The sequence below is a fragment of the Comamonas aquatica genome (assembly GCF_018064205.1).
Lineage (GTDB): Bacteria > Pseudomonadota > Gammaproteobacteria > Burkholderiales > Burkholderiaceae_C > Comamonas > Comamonas aquatica.
Genome location: NZ_CP072916.1, coordinates 1,035,030 through 1,057,420, shown reverse-complemented (window position 1 = coordinate 1,057,420; position 22,391 = coordinate 1,035,030). Strand labels below are relative to the sequence as shown.

Genomic DNA, 22,391 nt, shown 5'->3' with positions numbered 1-22,391 from the left:
ACCCCACCACACCATGCTGCATGTGATTGCCATCTGCACCGGCGCCTGCCTGGGGGCCTTGCTGCGCTGGCGCCTGGGCCTGTGGCTCAGTGCCCCCGGCGGCCTGCCCTGGGGCACCTTGCTGGCGAATGCCATCGGGGGCTACGGCATCGGGCTGGCCGTGGGCTGGCTGGATGCCCTGCCCCAGCTGGATCCGGTCTGGCGCCTGGCCATCGTCACCGGTTTCCTGGGCGCGCTCACCACCTTCTCCAGCTTCTCGGCCGAAGTCGTGGGCATGCTCCAGGCCCAGCGCTGGGGCCTGGCCCTGGCCTGGACCGTGTCGCACCTGACCGCCTCGCTGGCGCTGACCATTGCCGGCCTGGCCACGGTGCAGGCCCTGCGCTGACGCAGGACCACCCAGCCCTTCCCTCCGTCCAAGGCATGGGCCCTGCTGCGCCCATGTCCAGGCGACCGGCTGGGCAACAGCAACATGGACAGATCGCCCCGAACCGGGGGCAGCCACTGTAAATCCACAAAGCCAGCATTCATCTTGGTCGCTGGGGGCCTGCAATCTGCGAAGATCAGGCCTTGTTCCCGTGACAGTGCAATTGGAGATTTATGGACGCGATGACTTCCCTGCATGAGCGCTCGCTGGCCGAAGAGCTGGCACCGCTGGATGCGCCCGCCGCCGTGCGCGACAGCGTGGTGGCCGACCCCATGTTGCCCGACGCCTACCGCCTGGCCTTTGCCGACCCCGAGTTCATGGCGCGCCGCGAGGCACGGGGCATCCGCTTCCAGCTGGAACTGCTCAAACCCGACCTGGGCCACCAGGCCCACGGCATTGAACACACGGTCGTCGTCTACGGCAGCGCCCGCTTTGTGGATGCGGCCACGGCGCAGGAACGCCTGGCCCTGGCGCAGGCCAGCGGCGACGCGGCCCAGATCCGCACCGCCGAGCGCGACGTGCGCAATGCCCAGCGCTACGAAAGCGCGCGCGCCTTCGCCCACCTGGTGGCCGAACACAGCCAGCGCCAGCCCAAGGAGCAGCGCATCTACATCTGCACCGGCGGGGGCCCCGGCATCATGGAAGCCGCCAACCGCGGCGCGTACGAAGCCGGCGCTGCCAACGTGGGGCTGAACATCCTGCTGCCACACGAGCAGCAGGGCAACCGCTACATCACGCCGGAGCTGTGCTTCAAGTTCCACTACTTCGCGCTGCGCAAGATGCATTTCATGATGCGTGCCAAGGCGCTGGTGGCCTTCCCCGGCGGCTTCGGCACCATGGACGAGCTGTTCGAGGTGCTGACCCTGGTGCAGACCACCAAGGTCAAGCCCGTGCCCATCATCCTGTTCGACCGCGCGTTCTGGCAGAAGCTGTTCAACTTCGACCTGCTGATCGAGGAAGGCATGATCTCCCCGCAGGACGTGGACCTGTTCCACTTCGTGGACACGCCCGAAGCGGCCTGGGCCATCATCAAGGACTTCTACAGCCTGCCGGACTGAGTGCGTGCTGCACTGGGCGCAGCCCAGTCGGCCCTCACACCAGCAAAAAGCGACCCCATGGGGTCGCTTTTTTGATGCCGGCGTCCGGCCTCAATCGCCGTGGCGCTCGGGCTGCGGCGGCAGGTGCTCGGGCTTCAGGTCGTGCTGCCCCATCAGCCAGGGCAGGCGCGCCGCGCTGCCCACGATGGCCCCCACGGCCCAGAACAGGGCCGACACCCCGACCACGGTGCCAATCGAGCCAAACAGCACCGGCATCACCACGCTGGAGCCGTTGATGGCCATCATGCGCAGGCCCAGGGCCTCACCCTGGCGGTGCGCCGGGGTGATCTGGTGGATCATGCTCATCACCATGGGCTGCACCGAACCCAGCACCAGGCCCAGCACGATGGAGCAGCCCATCATGGACCAGGCGCCCGGCATGAAGGGGTAGGCGATGAAGAGCGCGCAGGCACAGACCATGGCGCCCAGCACCACCTTCCATTCGCTCAGGTGCTCGGACAGCAGCGGGATCAGCACGCGGATGGCGGCCGCCGCAATCGCAAACGCGCCCAGGATGGTGCCGATCACCGAGGCCGACAGGCCGCGCTCATGCCCCAGGATGGGCACGACAAAGGTGTGCACGTCCCAGCACGACGACAGGGCCCAGTTCATCAGCAGCAGGCGGCGAAAGCCCTGGTGCTGCAGCATGTCCCAGGCCGTGCCGGAGCGCGGCGAGCTGGGGGGTGGCTCGCTGGCGTGTTCTGGCACCGTGCGCACCCACAGCCAGGCACTCAGCGGCAGCAGCGCCATCAGCAGGAAGGCCGCACGAAAGCCCGTGGTGCTGGCCGCCTCGCCGCCCGCATAGTCGATCAGCAGACCGGCCATGAACGGCCCCAGGAAGTTGGAGACCGCCGGGCCAATTGCCAGCCAGCTGAAGACCTTGCGCAGCGTGACCTTGTCGTGCGCCTCGCGCCCCACATGGCGCTGCAGGGCGATGATGGCGGCACCCGATGCCCCGCCGCTGAGCAGCGCCGCCAGGCACAGCACCGGGTACATGGGGAAGATCACCGCCAGCCCGGCGCCCAGGCTGGCCGCCACCACGCTGATGGCCAGCGGGCGCTTGAGCCCATGGCGGTCCGCATAGCGGCCGGCGGGCAGCGACAAAAACACCTGGGTCAGCGCAAACAGTGCCAGTAGCACGCCGACCGCCGCCGGGCTGTAGCCCTCGCGCAAGGCCAGCAGCGGGGTCGCCATGCGCATGCCCGTCATGCAGGCATGGATGGAGATTTGCGCCAGGATCAGGCGCAGCAAGGATCCATTCACAAGATTCATTCGTCCTCAGAATCCGCCACGCCCCCCAGGGACGGTGACGGTGCACGGCCTTGCGGCAGTGCGGCAGGCGATGCGGCCGCCAGCGCTGCCGCATCGGGCAGCTCCTGCACGTCGCGCAGCTTGCGCTGGATGGCGCGGGTGCGCACGTCGACCTGCTCGAACTTCTTGGCCGCCGCATCGATGGATTTGCGCGTCGCCTCGACCACCTCGCCAAACTTGGCGAACTCGGTCTTGACCTGGCCCAGCACCCCCCAGACTTCGGAGGAACGCTGCTCGATCGCCAGCGTCTTGAAGCCCATCTGCAGGCTGTTGAGCATGGCGGCCAGATTGGCCGGCCCGGTGATGACCACGCGGCACTCATTTTGCACCGCTTCCACCAGGCCGGGGCGGCGCATCACCTCGGCAAACAGGCCTTCAGTGGGCAGGTACATGATCGCGAAATCCGTGGTGTGCGGCGGCGCCACGTACTTGGCGGCAATCTTGCGCGCCTCGCCGCGGATGGAGCTTTCCAGTGCCTGGCCCGCCGCGGCCATGCCGGCCTTGTCGGCCTCGTCCATGGCGTTCTGCAGGCGCTGGTAGTGCTCCACCGGGTACTTGGCGTCGATGGGCAGCCACACCGGCTGCGCACCGTCGCGCCCGGGCAGGCGGATGGCGAATTCCACCAGCTCGTTGCTGTCCGGCACGGTCTTGACGTTCTTGGCGTACTGGTCGGGCGTCAGCACGTTGTCGATGATGGCGCCCAGCTGCACCTCGCCCCAGGTGCCGCGCGTCTTCACATTCGTCATCACGCGCTTGAGGTCGCCCACGCTGCTGGCCAGGGACTGCATCTCGCCCAGGCCCTTGTGCACCTGCTCCAGCCGGTCGCTGACCAGCTTGAAGGATTCGCCCAGGCGCTGCTCCAGCGTGGCGTGCAGCTTCTCGTCCACGGTGCGCCGCATTTCCTCCAGCTTGGCCGCGTTGTCGGCCTGGATGGTCGCCAGCCGCTCGTTGAGCGTGCCGCGCAGCTGCTCGGCCGACTGGTGGCTGTCCTGGTTCAGGCGCTGCAGCTGCTGGCCCAGGGCCTGCTGCAGCTGCGTGAAGTGCTGCTGCAGCTCCTGCCGGCTGTGGCGCGCCTCCTGCAACTGGCGCTGCATGTGGGCGTCCACCAACTGGCGCAGGCTGTCGGCCGCCGTGGTCTGGTTCTGGCCCAGGCTGTGCACCAGGCCTTGCACCTGCTGGCCCAGGCCGGTCAGTGCGCCCTCGCTTTTGGCCACGGCCATCTGCGCCAGCTGCTGGGCACGCTCCAGGTGTTCCAGGCGCTCCAGCAGGTCCAGGTCGGCCGGCTGGGGGCGCGGCTGGAACCAGTGCAGCAATTGCAGCAGCACCACCGCCAGCAGCAGCGCCAGCAACACCCAGGGCATCCAGTCCACGTGCATTCCTTTATAAAAACAGAGCTGGCAGCGCAAGCGAACACTTGCATTCAGGCACTTTCATACCTGAAAAGCAGGATGGACGCGCGCCACCAGCTCCTATTTTTTCACACTGCCCAGCGCACAGCGCGCGCGGTGGCATCCGGCGCGTTCACCGGGGTCAGCGGCGCCTGGCCGCCCAGCACGGCCACCAGGTTGTCGGCCGCCAGCCGGCCCATGGCGCGGCGCGTGGCCACGGTGGCGCTGGCGATGTGCGGGGTCAGCACCACATTCGGCACCGTCAGCAGCGCGGGATGGACCGAGGGCTCGCCCTCGAACACGTCCAGGCCGGCGGCGGCAATCTGGCCAGCCTTCAGGGCCTGGGCCAGGGCGGCGTCGTCCACAATCCCACCGCGCGCGATGTTGATCAGCGTGGCCGTGGGCTGCATCTGCGCCAGCTCGGCCGCGCCGATGGTGTGGTGGTTCTCGGCCGTGTACGGCAGCACCAGCACCACGTGGTCGGCTGTGCGCAGCAGTTCGTCCTTGCTCACATACCGCGCCTTGCATTCGGCCTCCAGCGCGGGCGACAGGCGCGAGCGGTTGTGATAGACCACGTTCATGCCAAAGCCGTGCGCGCCGCGCTTGGCAATGCCCTGGCCGATGCGCCCCATGCCGATGATGCCCAGCGTGCTGCCGTGCACCTCGGCCCCGGCAAACATGTCGTAGCTCCATTTGGTCCACCGGCCGGCGCGCAGGTAGTGCTCGCTCTCCGTCACGCGCCGGGCCGTGGCCATCAGCAGGGCAAAGCCGAAGTCGGCCGTGGTCTCGGTCAGCACATCGGGCGCGTTCGTGCCCTGCACCCCGGCCTGGGCCATGGCGGCCACGTCGAAGTTGTTGAAGCCCACGGCCATGTTGGCCACCACCTTGAGCTGCGGGCAGGCGGCCAGCAGGGCCGCATCGATGCGCTCGGAGCCGGTGGTCAGCACGCCGTCCTGGCCCTGCAGCTGGGCGGCCAGCTGCGCGGGCGACCAGACGGTGTCCGCCGCGTTGGTCGTGACGTCAAAGTGCTGCTGCAAGAAGGCCACGACCTGGGGGTCGATGGCGCGGGCGATGAGGATTTTGCGACGCGACATGGCTTAGAGGAACCAGATGTAAGTCATCACCACGAACAGCGGGATCAGGATGGCCGTGGACCACAGCATGTAGCCGAAGAAGCTGGGCATGCGCACCCCGCGGTCTTCGGCAATCGCCTTGACCATGAGGTTGGGCGCATTGCCGATGTAGGAGTTGGCCCCCATGAACACGGCCCCCGCCGAGATGGCCACCAGCGTCGGCGCCAGGGCCGTCATCAGCGCGGCCGGATCGCCGCCGGCGGTGTTGAAGAACACCAGGTAGGTCGGCGCGTTGTCCAGGAACGACGACAGCGCCCCCGTGGCCCAGAAGTACATGGCGGTGTTGGGCGTGCCGTCGGGGTTGGTCACCGCGCGCACGATGGCACCGAACGGACCGTCCACCCCGGCCTTGAGCATGGCGATGACGGGGATGATGGTCAGGAAGATGCCGGCGAACAACTTGGCCACCTCCTGCATGGGGCCCCAGCCGAACTGGTTGTCGGCATGCACCTGCTTGGGCGTCAGCACCAGCGACAGCAGTGCCACCCCGATCAGGCCGATATCGCGCACCAGGCCGGGCAGGCCCACTTCGGTGCCCAGGATGTCGAAGGCCACCGCGCTTTTCCACATGCCGCTCAGCAGCACCAGGCCGACCACGGCGCCCAGCAGGGCAAAGTTCAGCTTGCCGTCGAAGCCCAAGGGGGCGCGCGCAGTCTCCGCAGGCTGCGCCACGGCGCCGTCGCCGCGTGCCATCCAGCAGTCCAGCACAAAGAACACCGCCAGCAGCATGCCGATCAGGAACAGCGCCTGGGGCCAGATGTGCAGCAGGGTCCAGCTGAAGTCCACGCCCTTCAGAAAGCCCAGGAACAACGGCGGATCGCCCAGGGGCGTCAGCGAGCCGCCCGCATTCGAGACGATGAAGATGAAGAACACCACGATGTGCACCACCTTGCTGCGGTGGGCATTGGCGCGGATCAGCGGGCGAATCAGCAGCATGGAGGCGCCCGTCGTGCCCATGAAGCTGGCCAGCACCGCGCCCAACGCCAGGATGGCCGTGTTCAGCACCGGCGTGCCCGTCAGGCTGCCGCGGATATATATGCCACCGGCCACCACGTACAGCGCCGTCAGCAGGATCACGAACGGCAGGTACTCCGCCAGCAGCGCATGCGCAAAGCTGACTGCGGCCGCCCCGGCCCCATGCGTGAGCACCAGGGGCACCAGGAACGCCAGGGCCCACGCGGCGGTGATCTTGCCGAAATGGTGGTGCCAGATGCTGGGCAGCAGCAAGGGCATCAGGGCAATCGACAGCAGCAGGCCGGCAAACGGCACGGCCCACCACAGGGCCAGGCTGGCGCCGTCCAGTTCGGCCGCCTGGGCCAGGGCGGGCAAGGCCGCCATAGAGCCTGCCACGAGGGCAGCGCGCGCATATTTCATTCTTTGGTCTCCTCGGGAATCTCGAACACCTGGCGCAGATAGGCCAGGTATTTCTTGTCTTCGCACATGCTCTTGCCCGGCGTGTCGGACAGCTTGGCCACCGGCTGGCCGTTGCAGCGCGTCATCTTGATGACCACCTGCAGCGGCGCATAACCCAGGTCGTTGGTCAGGTTGGTGCCGATGCCGAAAGCCAGCTGGCAGCGGCCATGGAAGCGCTGGTACAGCTCGATGGTGCGCGGCACGGTCAGCGCATCGCTGAAGATCAGCGTCTTGTTCAGCGGATCGACGCGGTGGTTGCGGTAGTGCTGCAGCAAACGCTCGCCCCAGGCGAACGGGTCGCCGCTGTCATGGCGCGCGCCATCGAACAGCTTGCAGAAATACAGGTCAAAGTCGCGCAGGAAGGCGCTCATGCCATACACGTCGGACAAGGCGATTCCCAGATCGCCCCGGTACTCCTTGGCCCAGGACTCGAAGCCGAAGACCTGGCTGTCGCGCAGGCGCGGGCCCAGGGCCTGGCAGGCCTGCAAGAACTCGTGCGCCATGGTGCCCAGCGGGGTGATGCCCAGGCGCATGGCATACAGCACGTTGCTGGTGCCCGCAAACTGCCCGGGGCCATGGCCCGGAGCCGGGCGCTGGCTGCCCGTGCCCAGCTTGCCGCACAGCACGCGCAGCACCTCTTCGTGCCAGGCGCGGCTGAAGCGCCGGCGCGTGCCGTAGTCGGCAATCTTCAACCCCTCCAGGCCGTCACCCCGCAGCAGGCAGATCTTTTCATCGAGGCGGCGGCGCCCCTCCAGAAATTCGGGCACGGGCTGGGTGTTGCGGAAGTACACCTCGTTGACGATGGCCAGCACCGGGATCTCGAACGGAATCACGTGCAGCCACGGGCCGCGGATGGCGATGTCAATCTCGCCATTGCTTTGCGGGGTGATGGTGATGTACTTCTCGTTCAGCTTGAACAGGCTGAGGAAGTCGACAAAGTCGCTCTTGATGAAGCGCAGCGAGCGCAGGTAGGCCAGCTCGGCATCCTGGAAGCGCAGCTGGCACAGGGCCCGGATCTCATCCCGGATTTCCTGCACATAGGGCGCCAGTTGCACCCCGGGATTGCGGCACTTGAACTTGTACTCCACCTGGGCACCGGGAAACTGGTGCAGCACCGCCTGCATCATGGTGAACTTATACAGGTCGGTATCAAGCAGACTGGTAATGATCATGGCATGCAGCCCAAGGGCGAAAGCCACAGTGTAGGCCAATCCCTGGCATGGCTGCGGCAGAACATCTGCACCCAAACCCACCCTTGCCCTTGATGCACAGGCGCAGACTGCTATCGAATTCAAGGATGCTGGCAGCGCGCCTAGGCGGCCAGCGGCTCCAGGGCGGCGCGCAAGGCGGCAGGCAAGGCGCAAGGCCGCCGCGAGGCCTTGTCCACGTACACGTGCACAAAATGCCCCACGGCCGCGGCCATCTCCTCCCCCTGGGCGAACAGACCGATTTCATAGCGCACGCTGCTGTTGCCCAGCTGGCTGACACGCAGCCCGGCTTGCACAGTCTGCGGAAAGGCCAGCGGGGCAAAGTAGTTGCACTGGGTCTCGATCACCAAGCCGATTGTGCTGCCGTGGTGGATGTCCAGCGCCCCCTGCTCGATGAGGTAGGCGTTCACGGCGGTATCGAACCAGCTGTAATACACCACGTTGTTGACATGGCCGTACACGTCGTTGTCCGACCACCGGGTGGGGATGTCGCGAAAGACCCGGAACGCCGTGCGGGGCAAGGGCGCGGGCCGAGGGAGTTGGGGCTTGCTGGTCATAGACCGTGATTGTGCAAACGCCCGGCCCCGGCAGCCGCCCTGGGGGTGACAGACTCGGGTAAACACCCAGAAAAACAGCCAGTTACAGGAAAGGCGGCCGTTCATACATTTTTTTTGCTGCATTGCACAAAAAAGTGCTTGCACCAATGTGAAGCTTGCTTAAGAATACATCCATGCTGCGCTGCAACATAGAGTTTGAAGTTTCAGGTGCAGCTGCACTCCCCCTTTTCATCAGTAAGGAGATCACCATGGCACTCACACCTGAGCAACTCATCGCTACCCACAAGGCCAACCTGGAAACCCTGTTCGGCCTGACCACCAAAGCCTTCGAAGGCGTGGAAAAGATTGTGGAACTGAACGTGGCCGCTTCGCGCGCCGCCCTGACCGAAGCCGCCAACCACACCCAGGCCCTGCTGAACGTCAAGGACGCACAAGAGCTGCTGGCGCTGCAAAGCAGCCTGTTCCAGCCCCTGGCCGAAAAGACCGCGGCCTACAACCGCCACCTGTACAACATCGCCACCAGCACCAGCACCGAACTGAGCAAGACGCTGGAAGCCAAGGCCGGCGAGTTCCAGCAAGGCTTTAACAACCTGGTGGAATCGACCGCCAAGAACGCCCCTGCCGGTTCCGAAACCGCCGTGGCCGTGATGAAGAGCGCCGTGTCTGCCGCCAACAACGCCTTCGAAAGCGTGCAAAAAGCGGTCAAGCAAGCCTCCGATCTGGCCGAAGCCAACCTGAAGGCCGTGTCCGCCACCGCCGCTTCGGCCACGCAGGCCGCCGCGACCAGCAGCCGTAAAAGCTGATTTGCAAAGACTTTGATCAATCATCTAGACAAAGTCTAGGGTTTACCCTAAAATACACACATTGACCTGTTCTTAAGGTCCCCAGTTGTCTCCTTGGATCCTCTCGAAACCCCCGTTTCTTGGATCCCTTCAAGCCCGGTTTTTGACCGGGCTTTTTTTTACCCCTGCATTTGCGCATCGCGACCGATGTCCCTCCACGCACCTTGGGTGCTGGTATTTCGCTGTCACCGCTCTCATAATTGACGTTTACGTCAACGAAATACAAGGAGCACACATGGACATCCAAGGCAAGGTCTTCATCGTCACGGGGGGCGCGTCCGGCTTGGGGGAAGGTACGGCACGCATGCTGGCCGCCCATGGCGCCAAGGTGGTGGTGGCCGATATGCAGGCCGACAAGGGCCAGGCCGTCGCTGCAGAGATCAACGGCCGCTTCGTGCGCTGCGACGTCAGCAGCGAGGCCGACGGCCAAGCAGTGGTGCAGCAAGCCACGACCCTGGGCAAGCTGATGGGCCTGGTGAACTGTGCAGGCATCGCTCCCGCCGAAAAGACCGTGGGCAAGCACGGCGCCCACAGCCTGGCGCTGTATCAGAAGGTGATCACGGTGAATCTGGTGGGCAGCTTCAACATGATCCGCCTGGCTGCAGAGGCCATGAGCCAGAATGAACCCGAAGCCACGGGCGAGCGCGGCGTGCTGATCTCGACCGCCAGCGTGGCCGCCTATGACGGGCAGATCGGTCAAGCGGCATACGCGGCATCCAAAGGCGGTGTGGTCGGCATGACGCTGCCGATTGCACGCGATCTGGCACGCAGCGGCATCCGCAACATGACGATTGCCCCAGGCATTTTTGGCACCCCCATGCTGTTCGGCATGCCCCAGGAAGTCCAGGATGCCCTGGCTGCAGGCGTCCCCTTCCCCAGCCGCCTAGGCACCCCGCAAGACTACGCCAAGTTGGTGAAACACATCATTGAAAACGACATGCTCAATGGCGAAGTGATTCGCCTGGACGGCGCGATTCGCCTGGCTCCACGCTAATCGGCGCAAAGCGACAACCCCAAAGCCTCTTGTATGAGGTTTGGGTTGCCCAAAAATCGGCATCTCAGCTACAAAGCAAAAAGCCGCATTTATCGAAATAAATGCGGCTTTGGTATTTATATGGCGGAGTGGACGGGACTCGAACCCGCGACCCCCGGCGTGACAGGCCGGTATTCTAACCAACTGAACTACCACTCCTGGCAGGAAGCTTTGCGACTGCTTTTTAGCAACATCAAGTGCTTCAAACTTGGCGACCCTACGGGGATTCGAACCCCGGTACTCACCGTGAAAGGGTGATGTCCTAGGCCTCTAGACGATAGGGTCAAAACCTGGAATCGTTACCGATTAAAAAAGCGCCTTTAGTAAAAAGGCGCTTTTTTAATCAAGCGACTGACTGCAACTGGCGGAGTGGACGGGACTCGAACCCGCGACCCCCGGCGTGACAGGCCGGTATTCTAACCAACTGAACTACCACTCCTGGCAGGAAGCTTTGCAACTGCTTTCGCAGGTCAAGTGCCTCAAACTTGGCGACCCTACGGGGATTCGAACCCCGGTACTCACCGTGAAAGGGTGATGTCCTAGGCCTCTAGACGATAGGGTCAATTCCTAGAACTTCTGGCTTTGCAGCCAGCCGTCAAAATTTGGTGGAGGTAAACGGGATCGAACCGATGACCTCTTGCATGCCATGCAAGCGCTCTCCCAGCTGAGCTATACCCCCAAGGGAATCTGTGGCGGAGTGGACGGGACTCGAACCCGCGACCCCCGGCGTGACAGGCCGGTATTCTAACCAACTGAACTACCACTCCTGGCAGGAAGCTTTGCTATTTTTTAGATAGCTACCAGCGCTTCAAACTTGGCGACCCTACGGGGATTCGAACCCCGGTACTCACCGTGAAAGGGTGATGTCCTAGGCCTCTAGACGATAGGGTCAATTCCTAGAACTTCTGGCTTTGCAGCCAGCCGTCAAAATTTGGTGGAGGTAAACGGGATCGAACCGATGACCTCTTGCATGCCATGCAAGCGCTCTCCCAGCTGAGCTATACCCCCAAGGGAATCTGTGGCGGAGTGGACGGGACTCGAACCCGCGACCCCCGGCGTGACAGGCCGGTATTCTAACCAACTGAACTACCACTCCTGGCAGGAAGCTTTGCTATTTTTTAGATAGCTACCAGCGCTTCAAACTTGGCGACCCTACGGGGATTCGAACCCCGGTACTCACCGTGAAAGGGTGATGTCCTAGGCCTCTAGACGATAGGGTCAATTCCTAGAACTTCTGGCTTTGCAGCCAGCCGTCAAAATTTGGTGGAGGTAAACGGGATCGAACCGATGACCTCTTGCATGCCATGCAAGCGCTCTCCCAGCTGAGCTATACCCCCAAGGGAATCTGTGGCGGAGTGGACGGGACTCGAACCCGCGACCCCCGGCGTGACAGGCCGGTATTCTAACCAACTGAACTACCACTCCTGGCAGGAAGCTTTGCTATTTTTTAGATAGCTACCAGCGCTTCAAACTTGGCGACCCTACGGGGATTCGAACCCCGGTACTCACCGTGAAAGGGTGATGTCCTAGGCCTCTAGACGATAGGGTCAATTCCTAGAACTTCTGGCTTTGCAGCCAGCCGTCAAAATTTGGTGGAGGTAAACGGGATCGAACCGATGACCTCTTGCATGCCATGCAAGCGCTCTCCCAGCTGAGCTATACCCCCTCTTGACAACACAACATTAATATGTCGCGTTGTGCAGAGCCTCGAATTATAGACAGGTTTTTAGCGGTTTTTCAAACGCGAAAGAATTTTTTCGCGACCCAGCAATTCCAGCACCGCATCCACCGAGGGTGTGTGGGCCGTACCCACGGTCAACACGCGCACCGGCATGGCCAATACGGGCATTTTCACCCCCTGGGCCTTGAGCACGTCCTTGATCGCCGCCGCAATCGCGTCCTTGTTCCATTCCACGGTTTCCATGGCTGCCGCGAAAGCATCGAGCACCGGCACCACCGCTTCGGTCACGTGCTTGGCGTAATCCTCGGCATTGCGGTCGACGGCGTCCACATAGAAGACCTTGGCCCAGTGGGCCAGGTCCACCAGGGTCTCGCAGCGGTCCTTGAACAAGGCAGCGATGCGCACCAGGCGATCGTCGGCATCGAGCACCGCCTCCGACACACCGGCTTGAATTACAAAAGGCTTGACCTTGGCTGACAGCGCCGTGTCATCCATGGCCTTCAGGTGCTGGGCATTCACCCAGCGCAGCTTGGCTTCGTCGAACTGGCCGGCGCTGCGCCCCAGATGATCCAGGTTGAACCATTCCAGGAACTGCTGGCGGGAGAAGATCTCGTCGTCGCCGTGGCTCCAGCCCAGGCGGGCCAGGTAGTTGACCATGGCATCGGGCAGGTAGCCTTCGTCGCGGTACTGCGTCACGGGCTTGGCGCCGTTGCGCTTGCTCATCTTCTCACCCTGCTCGTTCAGCACGGTGGGCAGGTGGGCGAACACGGGCACGGTCGCACCCAGGGCTTCGAAGATGTGGATCTGGCGTGGGGTGTTGTTGACGTGGTCATCGCCGCGGATCACATGGGTGATGCGCATGTCCATGTCGTCCACGCAGACGCAGAAGTTGTACGTGGGCGTGCCGTCGGGGCGGGCGATCACCAGATCGTCCAGCTCGCTGTTCTGGAACTCGATGCGGCCCTTGCACTTGTCCTCCCAGGCCACAACGCCACCCTGCGGTGTTTTGAAACGCAGCACGGGCTTCACACCGTCGGGGATGGCCGGCAGCACCTTGCCGGGTTCGGGGCGCCAGGTACCGTCGTAACGGGGCTTTTCCTTGGCGGCCATCTGCTTTTCGCGCAGGGCGTCCAGCTCTTCCATGCTCATGTAGCAGGGATAGACGTGGCCGGCGGCCTGCAACTGCGCCAGCACTTCCTTGTAGCGGTCCATGCGCTGCATTTGATAGAACGGACCCTCATCATGGGTCAGCTCCAGCCACTGCATGCCTTCCAGGATCACATCCACGGACGCCTGGGTCGAACGCTCCAGGTCGGTGTCCTCGATGCGCAGGATGAAGTCGCCACCGTTGGCGCGCGCGAAGGCCCAGGGGTACAGGGCCGAGCGGATGTTGCCCAGGTGGATGAAACCGGTGGGCGAAGGGGCAAAACGGGTACGTATTGTTTGTGTCATTGGTAGGTATCCAGTCCGCGGGACAGGTCGGCCTTGAGGTCGTCCAGGTGCTCCAACCCCACGGAAATGCGAATGAGGCCCTGGCCGATGCCGGCTGCCTGGCGCTGCTCTTCGGTCAGGCGGCCGTGCGAGGTGCTGGCCGGATGGGTGATGGTGGTCTTCACGTCGCCCAGGTTGGCCGTAATGCTACACACCTGGGTATGGTCGACCACATGGAAGGCGTTCTTGCGCAGGGCCTCGGCGCCCTGCCCGTGCACGTCGAACGACAGCACGGCGCCACCGAGGCCATTTTGCTGGCGCATGGCCAGGGCGTGCTGGGGATGGCTTTGCAGCCCCGGGTAGTACACCCGCGCCACCTGGGGATGGGCCTCGAGCCAGGTGGCCAGCTCCAGCGCGGCGGCACTTTGCGCCTTGACGCGCAAGGACAGGGTTTCCAGGCCCTTCATCACGGTCCAGGCGTTGTACGGCGCGGCATTCAACCCGCCGCTGCGCAGGAAGGTGCCCATCACCTTGTCCACCAGCGCCACCGAGCCACACACCGCCCCGACCATGGTGCGCCCTTGGCCGTCCAGGAACTTGGTGCCTGCGTGCACGACGATGTCGGCACCCAGCTTGGCGGGTTGCTGCAGGATGGGCGTGGCAAAGCTGTTGTCCACCGCCAGCAGCGCCCCATTGGCATGCGCCAGCTGCGCCAGCGCGGCGATGTCACACAGGTCGGTCAGCGGATTGGTTGGGGTTTCGGCGAAGAACAAGCGGGTGTTGGGCCGAATGGCGGCCTGCCACGCGGCCACATCGGTCTGCGCGACAAAGCTGGTCTCGACGCCGAAACGCGCCATTTCCGTGCCCAGCAGCTTGATGGTGGAGCCGAACATCGAGCGCGAGCAGATCACATGGTCACCCGCCTTCAGCGTGGTCAGCGCCACCAGCAGGATGGCCGACATGCCGGTGCTGGTGGCCACGGCGCATTCCGTACCCTCCATCGCGGCCAGGCGCTTTTCAAAGCTGGTCACCGTGGGGTTGCTGGTGCGGCTGTAGGTAAAGCCGTCTTCCTGGGCGGCAAAGCGGCGGGCCGCGGTTTCACAGTCGGGCTGCACGAAGCTGCTGGTCATGTACAGCGCCTCGCAGTGCTCGCCCCACTGGCTGCGGGGCAGCGCCTCGCGCACCGCCAATGTGTCGGGATGCAAGCCTTCGGGAAGTGTTCGATGGTTCACGGTGACGATTCCTTGTTCTTGTCGTGGCGGCAGATCCATGCCGCATGCTGCGCATCATTCGAAAAAAGGAGCAGCTTGCGCTGATCAAACAAGCACTTCAAATATGAAACCATTTGAAATGCTTGCAGAACCTGCGCCAGCAGCTCCTTTTTTTATTGTGCACCCGGACTTATCACGCCCGGGCATTTGCTTACTGCTCCTGGGCGTTAGGCAGCGACAGGCGCGAGGTGTCTTCGGATTCTTCCTGGGCACCGGTGTTGCGGCCTTCGTTCAGCGCGGTCACCTCGGCTTCCGAGATATCGCCCGTCACATACACACCGTCAAAGCACGACGCCTCAAAGCCCTTGACCGCCGGGTTGATCTTGCCCACTGCCTGCTTCATCGCTTCCACGTCCTGGTAGATCAGCGCGTCGCAGCCGATGACCTGGCGGATCTCTTCCACCGTGCGGCCATGGGCCACCAGCTCGGACTTGGTGGGCATGTCGATGCCGTAGACGTTGGGGTAGCGCACCGGTGGCGCGGCCGAAGCCAGGTACACCTTGTTGGCGCCGGCATCGCGTGCCATCTGCACGATTTCCTTGGAGGTCGTGCCGCGCACGATGGAATCATCCACCAGCAGCACGTTGCGGCCCTTGAACTCGCTGCCGATGGCATTGAGTTTCTGGCGCACCGACTTCTTGCGTGCGCCCTGGCCCGGCATGATGAAGGTGCGGCCCACGTAGCGGTTCTTGACGAAGCCTTCGCGGTAGGGAATGCCCAGCAGCTGCGCCAGCTGCATGGCGCTGGGGCGGCTGGATTCGGGGATCGGGATGATGGCGTCGATCTCGCTGGGCGGCACGGTGGAGATCACGCGCTTGGCCAAGGTCTCACCCATGTTCAGGCGGGCCTGGTAGACCGAGATGCCATCCATGGTGGAGTCCGGGCGCGCCAGGTACACGTACTCGAACACGCAGGGGTGCAGCTCGCTCTTGGCCGCGCACTGCTCGGTGTGCAGTTGGCCGTCGTTGGTGATGAACACCGCCTCGCCGGGCGCAATGTCGCGCTCGAACTGGTGCAGCGTGCCTTCCAGCGCCACCGATTCGCTGGCCAGCAGGTAGGTGCCATCCGCCGACTTGCCCAGGCACAGCGGGCGGATACCAAAGGGGTCGCGGAAGGCCAGCAGGCCGTAGCCAGCAATCAGCGCGATCACGGCGTACGAGCCCTTGATGCGCTGGTGCACGGCACGCACGGCCTTGAACACCTCGTCGGGCGTCAGCGGCGCGCCACTGGTGGCACGGCCGATTTCGTGCGCCAGCACGTTGAGCAGCACTTCGGAGTCGCTCTCGGTGTTGGTGTGGCGGTGGTCGGTCTCAGCCAGTTCCTGGCGCAGTTGCTTGGCGTTCGTCAGGTTGCCGTTGTGCACCATCACGATGCCAAAGGGCGCATTCACGTAAAACGGCTGGGCCTCTTCCTCGCTGGCCGCATTGCCCGCGGTGGGATAACGCACCTGGCCCAGCCCCACATTGCCGGGCAGCGCCCGCATGTTGCGCGTGCGAAACACGTCGCGCACCATGCCCTTGGCCTTGTGCATGAAGAACTTGCGTTCTTGCTGGGTGACGATACCGGCAGCATCCTGGCCGCGGTGCTGCAACAGCAGCAAGGCGTCATAGATCAGTTGATTCACAGGCGCGGTGCTGACTACACCAACGATTCCACACATAGTCGCGTTCCATCTATCTGCGGGATTGCTCCCGCGGTCTTTGCTTGCAGGTGGACGCCGCCATCGGCGCCACCCTCACTCATTCACGTTCCCGGCAGCAGGTGGTCCCACTGCAGATCGAGCGCCGGCAGTATGCTGGCAACCGCATCGCCCAACCAGGGCGCGGCCACCGACTGCGTCCACCAGTCCTGGGTGCGCAGCGAGGTGGACACCACCACCACCGCCAGCACCAGGATCAGCACCACCGCACGCAGCAGCCCGAAAACGGCCCCCAGGGTGCGGTCCACCGGACGCAGGCCAGCCACCTCAATCAACTTCTTGGCCAACGCACTCAGCAGACCCCAGACAAACACCGCCACCACGAACGTCAGCACAAAGCCCACGCCATAGCGCACCGTGTCGCCCCAGCTCTCCAGTGGCAGCCAGGCCGCCACGTCAGGGGCAAACAGCCGGGCAATAAAAAAGCCTGCCACCCAGCCGACCAGGGAAAACAGCTCAAACACCAGGCCCCGCCAGGCGCCCAGCAGCATGGACACCAGCAGGATGCCCAGCAACACTCCGTCCAGAACAGCCATCCGCCTGATCAGCTCCGCGTGTGCGTGATGGCCGGCATCACAAGGTCAGCACCGAAGCCGCCAGGCCCAGGCCCTTGATGCGCGCGGCGGCCTTGTCGGCATCGCCACGCTGCTCGTACGGCCCCACCCGCACGCGGGTGCGCTTGCCATCCTTGGTGTCCACCGTCTGGGTGTAGGTCTTCAGCCCCGAGCGCTCCAGCTTGCTGCGCACCTCGTTGGCCTTAGTCGCATCGGCAAAGGCCCCGACCTGGACGATGAAGCGCCCCTGCTTGGCCGCATCAGCCTTGGGCGCCTCGGCCACAGGGCTGCGGCCTTCCAGCAGCGCACGGGCACGCTCGGCATCGCTCGTCGCCGGTTTGGGCGCGGGCTTGGGCTCCGGCTCAGGTTTGGGGGTGGGCTTAGGCTCGGGCTTGGGCTCAGGTTTCGGTTCTGGCTTGGGCTCGGGCTTGTGTTCAGGTTTGGGCTTGGCCACTGGTTCAGGCACAGGGGCCAGACGTGGTGGCTCGGGCGGCTTGGGCATGGCCAGCGGTGCGGGTTCGTTGACCACCAGTTCCTCGCCCTCGCTCAGCGCATTGCCTTGCACAGGCGCCTGGGCCACGGTCGTCTTGGCATCCGTTTGCGCCTGGCTGCCAGGCACCATCAGCGGTGCCACCTGGTTGCGGTCGGGAATCTCGATCGGCACGTCCACGGGAATGGGGCGCGGCTGGGTGTCGAACAACAGGGGAAATCCGATGACCCCCAGCACCACCAGCACCGCCGCACCAATCAGGCGGTGGCGCGCACGGCGGCGCATGTCGTCCACACTTTCAGCCTGCGCTGCGCGGGACCGCCGCATGGGCGCCTGCTCGCGTTCGTCTTTCTGACCAGGCCAACGGAATTTGAAAAGTGCCATGAAGATGCGTCGCGTAGCGGACCTTATTCGCCCAAATGTTTGGCATGCAGGCGAGGTGGCCCATCTTTCAAAACCTCACCGACCGTGTAGAACGAGCCAAAGACCACAATTCTATCAGCCGGGTCTGCGGCCTGTACGGCGGCGGTCAATGCCGCCTGCGGGCTGGTATACAAGCTGGTCGGCACCTCGCGGCGTGTGCCGCCCGCCACCATCTGCAGGGCGTTCCACTTCTGCTGCAGGTGCACAGCGCTTTCGGCGCGCTCCGTCGGCAGGTCGGTGAAATACCAGCGGTCGATCAACGGCCCCACCTTCAGCAGCATGGGCGCCAGATCCTTGTCGGCCATGGCGCCAAACACGGCATGCGTCGTCGGGTAATAGCCCATGGCATCCAGGTTGGCGGTCAGGGCCGCCACCGAGTGGGGGTTGTGCGCCACATCCAGCACCAGCGTGGGCTGACCCGGGATGATCTGGAAGCGCCCGGGCAGCTCCACCATGGCCAGCCCCGTGCGCACGGCCTGCGCCGTCACGGGCACGCGGTCGCGCAAGGCCTCGTAGGCGGCCAGCACACCCGAGGCATTCATCAGCTGGTTGGCACCGCGCAGTGCGGGGTAGGACAGGCCGGCATAGCGCCGGCCACGACCGGCCCAGCCCCACTGCTGCTTGTCGCCCTCGTAGTTGAAGTCCTTGCCAAAGCGCCACAGGTCGGCGCCGATCTCGGCGGCGTAGTCGATCACGCTTTGCGGAGGCACCGGGTCGCTGACGATCACCGGGCGGCCCGCGCGCATGATGCCCGCCTTCTCGCGGCCGATGGTCTCGCGGTCGTTGCCCAGCAAGGCCGTGTGGTCGATGTCCACACTGGTGATGATGGCGCAATCGGTGTCGATGATGTTGGTGGCATCCAGGCGGCCACCCAGGCCCACCTCCAGGATCGCCACATCCAGCTTGGCCGTGCTCAGCATGCGCAGGATGGCCAGGGTGGTGAACTCGAAATACGTCAGCAGCACTGCTTCGCCTTGCAGGCGGGCGGCCTCGACCGCCTCGAAGTGCGGCAGGAAATCCTGCGCCTTGGCGATCTCTCCGTGAATCCGGCAGCGCTCTTCAAAATGCACCAGGTGCGGCGAGGTGTAGACCCCGGGCTTGTAGCCCGATTGCAGGGCCACGGCCTCCAGCATGGCGCAGGTCGAACCCTTGCCGTTGGTGCCCGCCACGGTGATGACGGGGCAGTCAAACTTCAGCTGCATGCGCTGGGCCACTTCGCGCACACGCTCAAGGCCCATGGAGATGGTTTGCGGATGGATGTGCTCGCAGTGCGCAAGCCATTCGGGAAGGGTGGAGAAAGTGCTGTGCATACGGGGCATGATTGTCGCGCACCCAGGCTTGCAGCATCATCTACACCATGAGTACCACCAAGATTATTCGTGTTTACGGCATCCCGAACTGTGACACTGTGAAAAAAGCGCGCGCCTGGCTGAACGCACACGGCCTGGACCATGTCTTCCACGACTTCAAGAAACAGGGCGTGCCGGCCGACCGGCTGCTGCCGTGGATGCAGGCCGTCGGCTGGGAGAAGCTGACCAACCGCCAAGGCACCACCTGGCGCAAGCTGGATCCGGCCGTCCAGGCCAGCGTGATCGACGAGGACTCTGCCGCCGCAGTGCTACAGGCCCATGTCAGCGTGATCAAGCGCCCGGTCGTTGAATGGGCAGATGGGCGCATCACCGTCGGTTTCCAGGCCGACGCCTGGGCCACCGCACTGGCCCTGTAAGCAGCCCAGCGCCTGAGGCGGCATTGACCGGCCCGTGAGCAGGCATTCACCCGCCAGGCCTACACTGCAGGCAGCGCACCACCACCGGTGACAGGTATCGCAAGGAGCAAGTTATGGCACTCACACATTGGTTCATCTGCACAGCGGCGGCCGGCCTGGCCTGCGGCAGCGCCATGGCCCAAGAGCGCGCCCGCGTGCTGTCTGCCGTGCCCGTCGTCCAGCAGGTCGGCATTCCCCAGCAGTTTTGCGAAGATGCCCAGGTCTACAGCGGCGCCCGCACCACCGGCACGGGCGCCGTGGTGGGCGCCATCGTCGGCGGCGTGGCAGGCAATGCCCTGGGCCACGGGGATCGCTACGGCCCGCGCGGCCACTACCAGGGCTCCAACCGGGGCGCTACCACGGCCGTGGGAGCGATAGCCGGCGGCCTGATCGGCCACCAGGTGGAAAGCGCCAACAGCCCGCCCGACTACCAGACCGTGCGCCGCTGCACCAACGAGACGGTGTATCAAAACCGTACCCTGGGCTACGACGTGACCTATGAATATGCGGGCCGCCGCTACACCACGCGGCTGGACCACGACCCCGGCCCCTGGATGCCCATCAGCGTGCAACCCCAGGGCCGCTACAGCAGCAACCCGGCCGGCGCCGCGCAGTTTGTGGGCCCCAACGGGACCTACCAGTCCGCACCGGCGGGCGGCGTGGTGACGGAAAGCATCACCTACAGCTCGCCGCAACCAGCGATCCCGGTCATCGTGGACATCGGCGGCTACCCGCAGCGCCCGCCGCACGGACACCGCCCACCACCGCCTCCGCCCTACTACTGGCGCTGAGGCATGCACACCAAGCCCCTGATCCAGGGACTTGTTTGCAGGCGGGCGCCAAAACCCCAAGCGCCCCACAGCTGGCCTAAAATGCCCGGCTTCGATCCCAACTTCCGCGACTGCGCATTTCCCATGACCACCGAGCAATTTTCTGGCGTCACCCTGACCACCAAAGCCAATGTTTACTTTGACGGCAAGTGCGTCAGCCACAGCTTCACCCTGGCCGATGGCACCAAGAAGTCGGTGGGCGTGGTGCTGCCCGCCACATTGACCTTTGGCACGGCCGCAGCAGAAATCATGGAATGCGTGGGCGGCGCCTGCGAATACAAGCTCGACGGCAGCGACGAGTGGAAGCAATCCTCGGCCGGCGAGAGCTTCCACATTCCCGCGAACTCCAAGTTCGACATCCGCGTGACCGAGGCTTACCACTACATCTGCCACTACGCCTGAGCCCCGGGCGTCCGGCCGATCTGAATTTCAAGCCTTTTTAGCCCCTGGCCCTTATTCATCAAGCGCTGGCAGCTATTCATTTAGAGAGAATCTCATGGAAACCATTCTGCAATCCGTACCCGTCGGCCAAAAGGTCGGCATCGCCTTCTCCGGCGGTTTGGACACCTCCGCGGCCCTGCGCTGGATGAAGAACAAGGGTGCCCTGCCCTACGCCTACACCGCCAACCTGGGCCAGCCCGACGAAGCCGACTACGACGAAATTCCCCGCAAGGCGATGGAATACGGCGCAGAAAAGGCCCGCCTGATCGACTGCCGCCCCCAGCTGGCCAACGAAGGCATTGCCGCCATCCAGGCCGGCGCCTTCCACATCTCCACCGGCGGCATCACCTACTTCAACACCACCCCCCTGGGCCGCGCCGTGACCGGCACCATGCTGGTGGCCGCCATGAAGGAAGACGACGTCCACATCTGGGGCGACGGCTCGACCTTCAAGGGCAACGACATCGAGCGCTTCTACCGCTACGGCCTGCTGACCAACCCCGCACTGAAGATCTACAAGCCCTGGCTGGACAACACCTTCATCGACGAGCTGGGCGGCCGCGCCGAAATGTCGGCCTTCATGACCAAGGAAGGCTTCGGCTACAAGATGTCGGCCGAGAAGGCCTACTCCACCGACTCCAACATGCTGGGCGCCACCCACGAGGCCAAGGACCTGGAGCACCTGAACAGCGGCATCCGCATCGTCAACCCCATCATGGGCGTGGCCTTCTGGAAGCCTGAAGTGGAAGTCAAGGCCGAGGAAGTCTCGATCACCTTCGACGAAGGCCGCCCCGTGGCCGTCAACGGCCAGGAAATCGCCGACCCCGTGGCCATGTTCCTGGAACTGAACCGCATCGGCGGCCGCCACGGCCTGGGCATGAGCGACCAGATCGAGAACCGCATCATCGAAGCCAAGAGCCGCGGCATCTACGAAGCCCCCGGCATGGCCCTGCTGCACATCGCCTACGAGCGCCTGGTGACCGGCATCCACAACGAAGACACCATCGAGCAGTACCGCATCAACGGCCTGAAGCTGGGCCGCCTGCTGTACCAGGGCCGCTGGTTCGACCCCCAGGCCATCATGCTGCGCGAAGCCTCGCAGCGCTGGGTGGCCCGCGCCGTGACCGGCACCGTGACGCTGGAGCTGCGCCGCGGCAACGACTACTCCATCCTGAACACCGAGTCGCCCAACCTGACCTACGCGCCCGAGCGCCTGTCGATGGAAAAGGTCGAGGACGCACCGTTCAGCCCCACAGACCGCATCGGCCAGCTGACCATGCGCAACCTGGACCTGATCGACACCCGCGAGAAGCTGGCCATCTACTCCAAGGCCGGCCTGCTGAGCGTGAGCAGCGCCAACGCCCTGCCACAACTGGGCAACGACAAGCAGTAATTGCCCT

20 protein-coding genes and 14 tRNA genes are annotated in these 22,391 nt (G+C 64.3%); 8 read left to right on the top strand and 26 right to left on the bottom strand.

The features are described from left to right. The first annotated feature begins 13 nt into the window (after positions 1 to 13). Both crcB and KAQ61_RS05015 read left to right on the top strand, forming a co-directional pair. Positions 14 to 385: a fluoride efflux transporter CrcB gene (gene crcB / locus KAQ61_RS05020; protein WP_042417157.1), complete on the top strand. Its 372-nt coding sequence runs from the start codon at positions 14 to 16 to the stop codon at positions 383 to 385. Positions 386 to 597: 212 nt separating this feature from the next. Further along, entirely contained in the window at positions 598 to 1,482 is an 885-nt protein-coding gene (locus KAQ61_RS05015) for an LOG family protein (protein WP_042417163.1), read from the top strand. A 90-nt stretch (positions 1,483 to 1,572) separates the two neighbouring features. On the opposite strand, the gene KAQ61_RS05010 is transcribed toward KAQ61_RS05015, so the two are convergent. The 6 genes from KAQ61_RS05010 to KAQ61_RS04985 form a co-directional block, all read right to left on the bottom strand. Then, positions 1,573 to 2,784, bottom strand: coding sequence for an MFS transporter (locus tag KAQ61_RS05010; protein ID WP_210931719.1), 1,212 nt, complete (start codon positions 2,782 to 2,784; stop codon positions 1,573 to 1,575). A 5-nt stretch (positions 2,785 to 2,789) separates the two neighbouring features. Further along, positions 2,790 to 4,208 (bottom strand): DNA recombination protein RmuC, encoded by a 1,419-nt coding sequence (locus KAQ61_RS05005; RefSeq protein ID WP_210930683.1) that lies wholly within the window; start codon positions 4,206 to 4,208, stop codon positions 2,790 to 2,792. A 101-nt stretch (positions 4,209 to 4,309) separates the two neighbouring features. Then, a complete protein-coding gene (locus KAQ61_RS05000) occupies positions 4,310 to 5,314 on the bottom strand; it encodes a 2-hydroxyacid dehydrogenase (protein ID WP_045266591.1) in 1,005 nt (334 codons plus the stop codon). Between the two features lie 3 nt (positions 5,315 to 5,317). After that, positions 5,318 to 6,727: a sodium:proton antiporter gene (locus KAQ61_RS04995; protein ID WP_210930682.1), complete on the bottom strand. Its 1,410-nt coding sequence runs from the start codon at positions 6,725 to 6,727 to the stop codon at positions 5,318 to 5,320. Further along, positions 6,724 to 7,938: a nicotinate phosphoribosyltransferase gene (gene pncB, locus KAQ61_RS04990; RefSeq protein WP_210930681.1), complete on the bottom strand. Its 1,215-nt coding sequence runs from the start codon at positions 7,936 to 7,938 to the stop codon at positions 6,724 to 6,726. Before pncB ends, KAQ61_RS04995 begins: the two co-directional genes overlap by 4 nt. Before the next feature lie 140 nt (positions 7,939 to 8,078). Then, the gene (locus KAQ61_RS04985; protein ID WP_154162583.1) at positions 8,079 to 8,531 is read right to left on the bottom strand and encodes an acyl-CoA thioesterase; all 453 of its coding nucleotides are present in this window, start codon (positions 8,529 to 8,531) and stop codon (positions 8,079 to 8,081) included. Between the two features lie 248 nt (positions 8,532 to 8,779). Here KAQ61_RS04985 and KAQ61_RS04980 point away from each other — a divergent pair, with 248 nt between their 5' ends. Together KAQ61_RS04980 and KAQ61_RS04975 are read left to right on the top strand one after the other, a co-directional pair. Then, positions 8,780 to 9,334, top strand: coding sequence for a phasin family protein (locus tag KAQ61_RS04980; protein ID WP_042417177.1), 555 nt, complete (start codon positions 8,780 to 8,782; stop codon positions 9,332 to 9,334). Positions 9,335 to 9,608: 274 nt separating this feature from the next. Next, positions 9,609 to 10,367, top strand: a complete 759-nt coding sequence (locus KAQ61_RS04975) for a 3-hydroxyacyl-CoA dehydrogenase (protein ID WP_210930680.1) — start codon at positions 9,609 to 9,611, stop codon at positions 10,365 to 10,367. Between the two features lie 121 nt (positions 10,368 to 10,488). On the opposite strand, the gene KAQ61_RS04970 is transcribed toward KAQ61_RS04975, so the two are convergent. The 20 genes from KAQ61_RS04970 to folC all read right to left on the bottom strand — a co-directional run bounded on the left by KAQ61_RS04970 (position 10,489) and on the right by folC (position 19,265). Continuing rightward, positions 10,489 to 10,565: transfer RNA gene (locus KAQ61_RS04970), tRNA-Asp, on the bottom strand. Between the two features lie 50 nt (positions 10,566 to 10,615). Then, a tRNA-Glu gene (locus tag KAQ61_RS04965) sits at positions 10,616 to 10,691 on the bottom strand. Between the two features lie 77 nt (positions 10,692 to 10,768). Beyond that, positions 10,769 to 10,845: transfer RNA gene (locus KAQ61_RS04960), tRNA-Asp, on the bottom strand. Positions 10,846 to 10,892: 47 nt separating this feature from the next. Beyond that, positions 10,893 to 10,968 (bottom strand) — tRNA-Glu (locus tag KAQ61_RS04955). A gap of 41 nt (positions 10,969 to 11,009) precedes the next feature. Beyond that, positions 11,010 to 11,085 (bottom strand) — tRNA-Ala (locus KAQ61_RS04950). An 11-nt stretch (positions 11,086 to 11,096) separates the two neighbouring features. Then, positions 11,097 to 11,173 (bottom strand) — tRNA-Asp (locus tag KAQ61_RS04945). A gap of 48 nt (positions 11,174 to 11,221) precedes the next feature. Beyond that, a tRNA-Glu gene (locus KAQ61_RS04940) sits at positions 11,222 to 11,297 on the bottom strand. Positions 11,298 to 11,338: 41 nt separating this feature from the next. Continuing rightward, positions 11,339 to 11,414, bottom strand: a tRNA-Ala gene (locus KAQ61_RS04935). Between the two features lie 11 nt (positions 11,415 to 11,425). Continuing rightward, a tRNA-Asp gene (locus KAQ61_RS04930) sits at positions 11,426 to 11,502 on the bottom strand. Positions 11,503 to 11,550: 48 nt separating this feature from the next. After that, a tRNA-Glu gene (locus KAQ61_RS04925) sits at positions 11,551 to 11,626 on the bottom strand. A 41-nt stretch (positions 11,627 to 11,667) separates the two neighbouring features. Further along, positions 11,668 to 11,743, bottom strand: a tRNA-Ala gene (locus tag KAQ61_RS04920). A gap of 11 nt (positions 11,744 to 11,754) precedes the next feature. Then, positions 11,755 to 11,831: transfer RNA gene (locus KAQ61_RS04915), tRNA-Asp, on the bottom strand. A 48-nt stretch (positions 11,832 to 11,879) separates the two neighbouring features. Continuing rightward, a tRNA-Glu gene (locus KAQ61_RS04910) sits at positions 11,880 to 11,955 on the bottom strand. A 41-nt stretch (positions 11,956 to 11,996) separates the two neighbouring features. Continuing rightward, positions 11,997 to 12,072, bottom strand: a tRNA-Ala gene (locus KAQ61_RS04905). Between the two features lie 60 nt (positions 12,073 to 12,132). Then, entirely contained in the window at positions 12,133 to 13,539 is a 1,407-nt protein-coding gene (gene gltX, locus KAQ61_RS04900; protein WP_210930679.1) for a glutamate--tRNA ligase, read from the bottom strand. Beyond that, entirely contained in the window at positions 13,536 to 14,750 is a 1,215-nt protein-coding gene (locus KAQ61_RS04895; protein WP_210930678.1) for an O-succinylhomoserine sulfhydrylase, read from the bottom strand. The genes gltX and KAQ61_RS04895 overlap by 4 nt, the downstream gene beginning before the upstream one ends. Before the next feature lie 190 nt (positions 14,751 to 14,940). Then, positions 14,941 to 16,449, bottom strand: a complete 1,509-nt coding sequence (purF, locus tag KAQ61_RS04890) for an amidophosphoribosyltransferase (RefSeq protein WP_210930677.1) — start codon at positions 16,447 to 16,449, stop codon at positions 14,941 to 14,943. A gap of 83 nt (positions 16,450 to 16,532) precedes the next feature. Next, on the bottom strand, positions 16,533 to 17,024 hold the full coding sequence (locus tag KAQ61_RS04885) for a CvpA family protein (protein ID WP_210930676.1): 492 nt from the start codon (positions 17,022 to 17,024) through the stop codon (positions 16,533 to 16,535). A gap of 37 nt (positions 17,025 to 17,061) precedes the next feature. Beyond that, positions 17,062 to 17,916 carry an SPOR domain-containing protein gene (locus KAQ61_RS04880; RefSeq protein WP_210930675.1) on the bottom strand — a complete coding sequence of 285 codons (855 nt, stop codon included), beginning with the start codon at positions 17,914 to 17,916 and terminating at the stop codon, positions 17,062 to 17,064. Positions 17,917 to 17,939: 23 nt separating this feature from the next. Continuing rightward, positions 17,940 to 19,265 (bottom strand): bifunctional tetrahydrofolate synthase/dihydrofolate synthase, encoded by a 1,326-nt coding sequence (gene folC, locus KAQ61_RS04875; protein ID WP_042413128.1) that lies wholly within the window; start codon positions 19,263 to 19,265, stop codon positions 17,940 to 17,942. Between the two features lie 47 nt (positions 19,266 to 19,312). Here folC and KAQ61_RS04870 point away from each other — a divergent pair, with 47 nt between their 5' ends. The 4 genes from KAQ61_RS04870 to argG all read left to right on the top strand — a co-directional run bounded on the left by KAQ61_RS04870 (position 19,313) and on the right by argG (position 22,384). Further along, on the top strand, positions 19,313 to 19,681 hold the full coding sequence (locus KAQ61_RS04870; RefSeq protein ID WP_210930674.1) for an arsenate reductase: 369 nt from the start codon (positions 19,313 to 19,315) through the stop codon (positions 19,679 to 19,681). 113 nt (positions 19,682 to 19,794) lie between these two features. Then, positions 19,795 to 20,511, top strand: a complete 717-nt coding sequence (locus KAQ61_RS04865; RefSeq protein WP_210930673.1) for a glycine zipper 2TM domain-containing protein — start codon at positions 19,795 to 19,797, stop codon at positions 20,509 to 20,511. Between the two features lie 123 nt (positions 20,512 to 20,634). Then, entirely contained in the window at positions 20,635 to 20,952 is a 318-nt protein-coding gene (gene ppnP / locus KAQ61_RS04860) for a pyrimidine/purine nucleoside phosphorylase (protein ID WP_042413154.1), read from the top strand. Between the two features lie 94 nt (positions 20,953 to 21,046). Continuing rightward, complete coding sequence (argG, locus tag KAQ61_RS04855) at positions 21,047 to 22,384, top strand: argininosuccinate synthase (protein ID WP_045266581.1); 1,338 nt, start codon at positions 21,047 to 21,049, stop codon at positions 22,382 to 22,384. Positions 22,385 to 22,391: the final 7 nt, after the last annotated feature.